At 66.4% G+C, this 6636-nt stretch carries 6 protein-coding genes; 3 read left to right on the top strand and 3 right to left on the bottom strand.

What is annotated here, in order from left to right; translation table 11 throughout:
- The 3 genes from holA to VMJ11_RS24830 form a co-directional block, all read left to right on the top strand.
- Positions 1–690 (top strand): DNA polymerase III subunit delta (gene holA / locus VMJ11_RS24820; RefSeq protein ID WP_325622735.1); only part of this gene is annotated, 690 nt, incomplete at its 5' end.
- Positions 691–928: 238 nt separating this feature from the next.
- Complete coding sequence (locus tag VMJ11_RS24825) at positions 929–2200, top strand: glutamate-5-semialdehyde dehydrogenase (RefSeq protein ID WP_325622737.1); 1272 nt, start codon at positions 929–931, stop codon at positions 2198–2200.
- Positions 2201–2278: 78 nt separating this feature from the next.
- The gene (locus tag VMJ11_RS24830) at positions 2279–2701 is read left to right on the top strand and encodes a CopD family protein (RefSeq protein ID WP_325622739.1); all 423 of its coding nucleotides are present in this window, start codon (positions 2279–2281) and stop codon (positions 2699–2701) included.
- A 227-nt stretch (positions 2702–2928) separates the two neighbouring features.
- Here VMJ11_RS24830 and VMJ11_RS24835 read toward each other — a convergent pair whose 3' ends face one another.
- From VMJ11_RS24835 to VMJ11_RS24845, 3 genes are read right to left on the bottom strand one after another with little or no spacing between them, the layout of a single operon-like run.
- Positions 2929–5553, bottom strand: coding sequence for a hybrid sensor histidine kinase/response regulator (locus tag VMJ11_RS24835; protein WP_325622741.1), 2625 nt, complete (start codon positions 5551–5553; stop codon positions 2929–2931).
- Positions 5520–6236: a hypothetical protein gene (locus VMJ11_RS24840; RefSeq protein ID WP_325622743.1), complete on the bottom strand. Its 717-nt coding sequence runs from the start codon at positions 6234–6236 to the stop codon at positions 5520–5522. Before VMJ11_RS24840 ends, VMJ11_RS24835 begins: the two co-directional genes overlap by 34 nt.
- Positions 6236–6481 carry a hypothetical protein gene (locus VMJ11_RS24845; RefSeq protein ID WP_325622745.1) on the bottom strand — a complete coding sequence of 82 codons (246 nt, stop codon included), beginning with the start codon at positions 6479–6481 and terminating at the stop codon, positions 6236–6238. The genes VMJ11_RS24840 and VMJ11_RS24845 overlap by 1 nt, the downstream gene beginning before the upstream one ends.
- Between the last annotated feature and the right edge of the window lie 155 nt (positions 6482–6636).

Consider the following 6636-nt stretch of genomic DNA (forward strand, 5'->3'; position numbering starts at 1 on the left):
GCGCTGCAATTCGTGGCCGAGCGCGTGGAAGGCAATCTGCTGGCAGCGCATCAGGAAATCCAGAAGCTCGGCCTGCTTTATCCGCAAGGCGCGCTGAGCTTCGAGCAGATTCACGACGCCGTGCTCAACGTCGCGCGCTACGACGTTTTCAAGCTCAACGAAGCAATGCTGACCGGCGATGTCGGCCGCCTTGCCCGCATGCTCGACGGGCTGCGAGGTGAAGGCGAGGCCTCGGTGCTCGTGCTGTGGGCCGTGGTCGAGGAAATCCGCACGCTGCTGCGCATCAAGCGCGGCGTGGCCGCGGGCAAGCCGCTCGCCATGCTCCTGCGCGAGAACCGCGTCTGGGGGCCGCGTGAGCGGCTCATCGGGCCGGCGCTCTCGCGCTTGAGCGAGTCGACGCTCGAACGCGGCCTCGCGCTCGCGGCGCGGCTCGACCGGCAGGTGAAGGGGCTGAGCGGCCAGGCGCGCGGCGAGTGGCGCAATGCGCTGCCGCCCGACGCCTGGGACGGCCTGTTCGAGCTGGCGATGACCGTCGCGGCGCCGCGCGAAGCGGCCGCGCCGGCTGTGCGCGGCCATGCCGCAGCCGGGCGCGCGCAAGCGGGTCGACCGGACAGCCCTGCCTCAGCGGCGGCGGCTGCAGCGGCTGCGGCACGACCGCGCACCGCAGGGCCGTCGCGCCGGCCGGGTTGAAGCTTTTCCCGGCCGCCCGAACCGGTACGTCGGTACCTGCTCGCGCCCGAGTTGCAGCGATGCAGCGCTCTCGCCCCTGCTTCTGTAGCGCTTGCGTGGCCGGCCCGCATGCTCCGAGCTTTCGGGACACGTGCAGCAAACCCCGGCGGCAGGCCTTAGAATCGGCCTGAACCGCTTTGAATCGAACCGCGCCCGCGCAACCCGACTGCGATCGGTGCGCCGCAAGACGAAACACATCATGGATATCGACCAGTACATGACCGACCTCGGCCGCCGCGCCCGCAAGGCTTCGCGCACTATGGCACGAGCCTCGACCGCCGCGAAGAACGCCGCGCTCGAAGCGGTGGCGCAAGCCATCGAGCGTGACGCGCTGCAACTGAAGGAAGCGAACGCACGCGACCTCGCGCGCGCGAAGGAGAAAGGCCACGATGCGGCGTTCATCGACCGGCTCACGCTCTCGGACAAGGCGCTCCGGACGATGGTTGAGGGCCTGCGCCAGGTCGCCGCGCTGCCCGACCCGATCGGCGAGATCAGCAACCTCAAGTTCCGCCCGAGCGGCATCCAGGTGGGGCAGATGCGCGTGCCGCTCGGCGTGATCGGCATCATCTACGAGTCGCGGCCGAACGTAACGATCGACGCAGCGGCGCTGTGCCTGAAATCGGGCAACGCGACGATCCTGCGTGGCGGCTCGGAGGCGCTCGAGTGCAACAGGGCGCTCGCGAAGCTGATCGGCGAGGGGCTGGCGGCGGCGGGCCTGCCGCAAGACGCGGTGCAGGTCGTGCAAACCGCCGACCGTGCCGCCGTCGGCAAGCTCATCACCATGACGGAATACGTGGACGTGATCGTGCCGCGCGGCGGCAAGAGCCTGATCGAGCGCCTGATGGCCGAGGCGCGCGTGCCGATGATCAAGCACCTCGACGGCATCTGCCACGTGTACGTGGACGACCGCGCCGATCTCGCGAAGGCGCTGACCGTGTGCGACAACGCGAAGACCCACCGCTACGGCACCTGCAACACGATGGAAACGCTGCTCGTGGCGCGAGGCATCGCCCATGAAGTGCTGCCGCCGCTTGGCCAGCTGTATCGCGAAAAGGACGTGGAGCTGCGTGTGGACGCCGCAGCGCGCGCGATTCTCGCGGACGCGGGCGTGAGCCCGCTGGTCGACGCCACCGAAGAAGACTGGCGCACCGAGTATCTCGCGCCGGTGCTGGCCGTGAAGGTGGTGGACTCGCTCGACGACGCGATCGAGCATATCAACGCCTACGGCTCGCACCATACCGATGCGATCGTCACCGAAGACCACGACCGCGCCATGCGTTTCCTGCGTGAAGTCGACTCCGCGAGCGTGATGGTAAATGCCTCGACGCGTTTTGCGGACGGCTTCGAGTTCGGCCTTGGCGCGGAGATCGGCATTTCCAACGACAAGCTGCATGCACGCGGGCCGGTTGGCCTGGAAGGTTTGACTTCGCTGAAATACGTGGTGCTCGGCCACGGAGAAGGCCGCCAGTAGCCGTCTTTCGTGTGCGGCGGCGAGCGCCGTGAAGTGCGTGCCGCCGCAACCATCAATCGCCCATCAAGAAGAAAAAAAATGTCGATGCTCTGGGTCAAGACGTTTCACATCGTGCTGATCGCTTCGTGGTTCGCGGGCCTGTTCTACCTGCCGCGGATTTTCGTGAATCTCGCAATGGAAACCGAGCCCGCGGCGATCAAACGCCTGCTGATCATGGCGCGCAAGCTCTACCGCTTCATGACGCTGATCGCCGTGCCGGCACTGCTTTGCGGGCTGTGGCTGTGGCTCGTGGTGGGCATCGGGCGCGGCCAGGGATGGATACACGCGAAGGTGGGCGTGGTCTTGCTGCTCGTTTTCTACCACGCGTACTGCGGACGCCTCCTGAGGACGTTCGAGCGCGGCGAGAACCGCCGCTCCGACAAGTGGTATCGCATGTTCAACGAATTGCCGGTGCTCGGCATGCTGGCGGCCGTGGCGCTCGCCGTCATCAAGCCGTTCTGAATTCACGCCCTTGCCGATGACGGGCGGCGCCGGATGCCGCCCGTTTCCTCGTCGCGAACGCTTGCCGCCGCAGCGGCGCCAGCCATCCTCGCGCTTCACGAATGGGCGGCGCTATGGCGTGCGCAGGTCACGGCAAGCCGAAAAACACGGCAGCTGCCTTCGAGAGTCCCGGCTCTGCTTTCTTGCGACGGCGGTGAGCGTCGAGCATTCGGCCACCGCCTGTTTGCTCAGGAATCCTCGCCTTGTGATGCACTCGCGCGCAACGCTGCCAGCTCGGCCACTATGGCACCGGCCAGTTCTTCCACTTCTTCAGTCCACTCGCCCGCCTCATGCATCGTCGCGCGCAGTTCGCGGCAGGCTTCGTCGAGCCTCGAAGGTCCGAGCACCGAAAGACCACCCGACACGCGATGTGCCCATTCGCGCAGCCGCCTGAAATCGTGCTGCTGCGCAATGTTCGCGTAATCGGCGATGTCGTGATCAGCCTGTTCGATGAAGAGATTCACGACCGCAGGCGCCAGCACCGGGAAGCGGGGCGGCTCGGCATCCTCGTCGGGCGCACTGTGTGTGCTGCCGGCTTGCGCTGCCACTTCTGCCAGCACGCGCGCAAGCTCGGCGAGCGTGACGGGCTTGCTCAGGTAGTCGGTGAAGCCTGTCGCCCGGCCTTGCGCGATCTGCTCGGGCAATGCGTTCGAACTCACGGCGTAGATCGGCAGATGCGGATACTTCAGGCGTGCTGCCTTCAGCAATTCGTAGCCGTTCATGACCGGCATGTTCAGATCGGTGAAGACCAGATTCACCGCTTGCTCGCCGAGCCGCGCCAGTGCTTGCTCGCCGTCCCTGGCTTCGACCACCGTCGCGCCGAGGGTGCGCAACTGGTCGCGCAGCACACCGCGATTGAGAAGATTGTCCTCGGCGATCAGCGCCGTGAGCGACGGGAAGTGGTCTTCCTCGCCGGGTGCGCCGGCCGGGCGCTGCGGTGATCGCGCAGCCGTCGCGGCGTCCGGGTGCAGCATCCGGGTCGCGGCACGGATGCCGGAGAGGCTGTACAGACTGACCTCCGCGCCGCCGCCCTCGAGTGCGAGCGGTACGAGCGGCCCTTCCTGGCGCAGCCATATGATGCTTGAGGCGTCGCTCCAGAGCGGCTGCACGTCGTCCGGCGTGAACTCGTTGGTGACGAGTAGATAGTCGAACGTGCCTTCGCGCGGGGGCTCATCGCGGCTCAGGAAAGTCGGCGTACTCACGCGAGTGTCGAACAGATTGCCGAGCCATTCGCGGTTCTCGGGGGCACGGCACAAGATGGCCGGATGCTTTTCTGGCAGCGTCCATTCGTCGCCCGCTGTCGCTTCGCCGTCGCGGCGCAGCGGCAGGATGACGCTCACACGCGTGCCCACGCCCAGCGTGCTGTCGATCTCCGCGCGGCCCTGCATCAAGCGTGCGAGACGCGCGCAGATCGAAAGCCCGAGGCCGGTGCCGCGCGCCTGCGTGAAACGGTGGCCGTCGCCTTGCGTGAACGGCTGGAACAGGTCCTTCTTCAGGTCGTCGGGGATACCGCAGCCCGAGTCGCTTACGCTGATTTCGAGCGCCTCGTCGCGCCAGAGGGCGCGCAGCACGATCTTCCCCGATTGCGTGAACTTGAACGCGTTGCTGAGCAGGTTGTTGACGATCTGCGCGAGCCGCAGGGCGTCGAAGGTGAGCCGCGCCGGCAGCGCGCGGTCCATCACGAGATAGAAAGGCAGACGCTGGCGCACGGCGAGCGGCGCGTGAGCGAGCGCAATGCGCTCGAGCAGCGCGGCGACCGAGCCCACGTCTTCGTTCAGCTTCATCAGGCCCACGTCGATCTTCGAGAAGTCGAGCACGTCGCCCACGATAAGCAACAGTTCCTCGGCGGAAATTTGCATGGCCTGCACGCGCGCGCCCTGTTCGGGGGCGAGCGGTCCGCGAGCCACGAGTTCGATATTGCCGACGAGCGAAGCGAGCGGCGTGCGGATCTCGTGGCTCATCGCGGCAAAGAAGCTGACTTTCGCGCGCGCGGCTTCGTCGCTCATGCGTTTGGCTTCGCGTAGCAGGCGTTCGGCTTCGTAGTGCTTCGACATGTCGGCGATCGCGCAGAACATCACGTCTTCGCGATTCATCGTGGCGGGCGCATAAGTGATGGCGAGGTGCAGCGCGCTCTCGCCGGGCCGCTCCAGCGAAAACGGCAGCTCGAATACCGGCGTCGCGTCGTCGTCGGGCGGGGGGCCCGGCGACGGCCAGCGCGTTTCGAACTCGTCGCATAGCGCGGCCGGCAGGCGTGTTGCGTGCTCGTCGAGGCCAAGGACGTTGCGCACGATCTGATTGGCGACGACGATCTCGAAGTTGCCGCGCCTCACGATGCACAAGCCCACGGGCGTTGCGTGCACGAGCAGGTGATTGAGCAATTCGCCCTCGACCGCGCGCGTGGCTTCGTCGTAGGTTCGCGCGAGCACGCGGCGGATCCAGTAGCCCCTGAGCGTGACGAGCAGCGTGACCAGTGCCGCGGTGAGAACCAGTGTGATGGCGAGCGGCGCGCGGGCCGGGTACAGCAAATCGAACCACGAGAGCGCTATCAGGTAGTGGCCGAAATCGTACGCCAGCGGCCGCTCGCGCAGCACCCAGCCGTAGCGCACGGTCCAGTGAAAGGTGCCCGGCGCGAGCTTCGCGACGCGCTGGTCGATGTCCTGCGCGCGCGCGTCCGGCAGCGGGCCAGTGAGCCTGTAGCCGTCCCTGCCGAGGAGCGTCGGCTCGAACTTGGCGCCGCCTACATCAACATGCGGGAGCGCTTTGGGGTCGATGCTGGTAATCAGCAGTGCGTAGGGTTTGTCGCCTCTCGGCACGCTGAATACGCCCAGTACGATACCGGGTGGGAAGCCGGTGCCAGGCGGTGGCCGGAACCAGGTGACCTGCCATTCGCGCGCTGCGGTGATGGGATCAGGCCGCGCGCCGCCATGCTCGCGAGCGCGGCGTCGATGAGGAGTCGTGCCGCGTCGCCCTTGCGTTGCTCGGACTTTTCGATTGCGCCTGGGTCGAGCGGGAGCCGGTAGGCGTATGCGGCGCTGCCGTCCACGCGCAGGAACAACATGGGCACGTCCGATGAGATCTTGTTCGCAAGCCTTGCTGCGTGGTTGCAAGTTGCTTCGAGTTGCGGCGACGCGCGGAGTTCGCTGAACTCGCGTGTACACCGCACCGGTGCCTGGTCGGCCGGCGAGAGTCCGGACGATGTCGTGGCGTCGCGCGTCAGCATCAGCACGGCGGCCGCGCCCGTGAGCAACGAGACGCGCCGCTCGATTACCCTGCCGGCTTCCGTGCTTGCATCGCGCAAGTACAGTGCGTATATGCGAAGCGATGCGTATCCGATGCCCGCGATCTCTATGGCGGACAGGCATAGGGCCACGAAAATCAGGAGTCCGATGAGTATCGTGAAGACGTGCCGTTCGCGCTTGAGGTTCAGATCGAGCGCCTTGAGCGCATTGAGGGGCGCGGCGTGGGACGGAAAGCCCGGGCGGAAGCGGCGTGGCATTATGCAACCCCGTGTTCGAACGCATCGTGCACCGGTTCGGCGTTCGGGCTGAAATAACAGTCAAGTTGCGCTGCGCATGCGCGAAGCACGCTGCGCGGCCCGGCATGTGCACTGAGGGCCGCGCCGCTTGCCGACTTCGCCACGCCGCGCTCGCCCATCGCAACGGGAGAGGTGGTGACGGCGGTGAGCATGATCGAATGATCGTCGGCCACCACGAAACGCAAGACTTGCCTTGCAATCGTCATGGACGTCAGAGAGACATCTGAAGTCGAGAATCACCGGAGGTGCCGGATACCGCGCGTGGTGCGGATTCCTGCGTATTTTCACCCTGATCCGGTGGATTATAGGCCAGGGTTGGCCGAAGTTCGGCGCTAGCTTCCCGTGCTGCGGGCCTGTGCTG

It is taken from the genome of Paraburkholderia sp., assembly GCF_035501035.1.
Lineage (GTDB): Bacteria > Pseudomonadota > Gammaproteobacteria > Burkholderiales > Burkholderiaceae > Paraburkholderia.

What these genes read in the sequence shown, in the direction of transcription:
- VMJ11_RS24845 (WP_325622745.1), bottom strand. Translation starts at nt 6,481, where the DNA reads ATGACGATTGCAAGGCAAGTCTTGCGTTTCGTGGTGGCCGACGATCAT.
- VMJ11_RS24840 (WP_325622743.1), bottom strand. Translation starts at nt 6,236, where the DNA reads ATGCCACGCCGCTTCCGCCCGGGCTTTCCGTCCCACGCCGCGCCCCTC.
- VMJ11_RS24825 (WP_325622737.1), top strand. Translation starts at nt 929, where the DNA reads ATGGATATCGACCAGTACATGACCGACCTCGGCCGCCGCGCCCGCAAG.
- VMJ11_RS24830 (WP_325622739.1), top strand. Translation starts at nt 2,279, where the DNA reads ATGTCGATGCTCTGGGTCAAGACGTTTCACATCGTGCTGATCGCTTCG.